Below are 1,001 nucleotides of genomic sequence, written 5' to 3'. Positions count from 1 at the left end.
TATGAACGCATGATCACCCGGCGCTACCTGATGCCGGGCAAGGGCGAAGGCTTCATCTTTCTGGTGGCCGGCATCAGCCTGGTTGCGGTTGCGCTCGGCGTGGCCGCGCTGATTGCGGTGATGAGCGTGATGAACGGATTCCGCGCCGAACTCTTTGATCGCATCCTGGGCCTGAACGGCCATGCCGTGGTGCAGGGCTATGGCGGCCGGCTGGAGGGGTGGCCGCAGGTGCTGGCCGATGCCAAGGCGCTGCCCGGCGTGACCAGCGCCATTCCGATGATCGAACAGCCGCTGATGGGCAGCTATGGCGGCCGCGTCGAAGGGGTGATCGTGCGCGGCCTGCGCCTGAATGATTTGCGCGCCAATCCAACGATTGCGGACAATATCACCGGCGGCAGCCTGGCCGATTTGCAGGTAGGCGCCGGCACCGTCGCCATCGGCGCGCGCCTGGCCGAGCAACTGGGCGTGCGCGTGGGCGAACAGATCAGCCTGATCAACCCGGCCGGCCAATCGACGCCGTTTGGCACCGTGCCGCGCATCGTGGCCTATCGGGTGGCAGCGGTGTTCGAAGTGGGCGTGTATGATTATGACAAAGCGTTCGTGATCATGCCGCTGGAAGACGCGCAGACGCTGATGCGGCTGGACGATGCCGTCGGCATGATCGAAGTGGTGACCGCCGACCCCGACGATGTGAAGCGCACGCTGGAACCGCTGCGCCAGAAATTGGCCGGCATCGCTGTGATCAACGATTGGCAGGCCAGCAATTCGGCGCTGTTTTCGGCGCTGGTGGTGGAACAGACGGTGATGTTCTGGGTGCTGTCGATCATCATCGTGGTGGCGGTGTTCAATATCCTCAGCTCGCTGATCATGCTGGTGCGCGCCAAAACCCGCGACATCGCGATTTTGCGCACCATGGGCGCCAGCCGCGCGGCAATCATGCGCGTGTTTGTCACCGTGGGCACCAGCATCGGCGCGGCCGGGGTGGCGGCGGGACTGGCGCT

1 protein-coding gene is annotated in these 1,001 nt (G+C 64.7%); it reads left to right on the top strand.

Features of this window, described 5'->3' with window-relative positions; all coding sequences use genetic code 11:
* Window positions 1–1,001 (top strand): ABC transporter permease (locus ABWP50_RS13580; protein WP_353218515.1); only part of this gene is annotated, 1,001 nt, incomplete at both ends.

The sequence above is a fragment of the Sandarakinorhabdus sp. genome, assembly GCF_040398645.1.
Taxonomy (GTDB): Bacteria; Pseudomonadota; Alphaproteobacteria; order Sphingomonadales; family Sphingomonadaceae; genus Sandarakinorhabdus.
The sequence above is the reverse complement of the archived record's forward strand: the minus strand, read 5'-3'. Positions and strand labels throughout refer to the sequence as shown.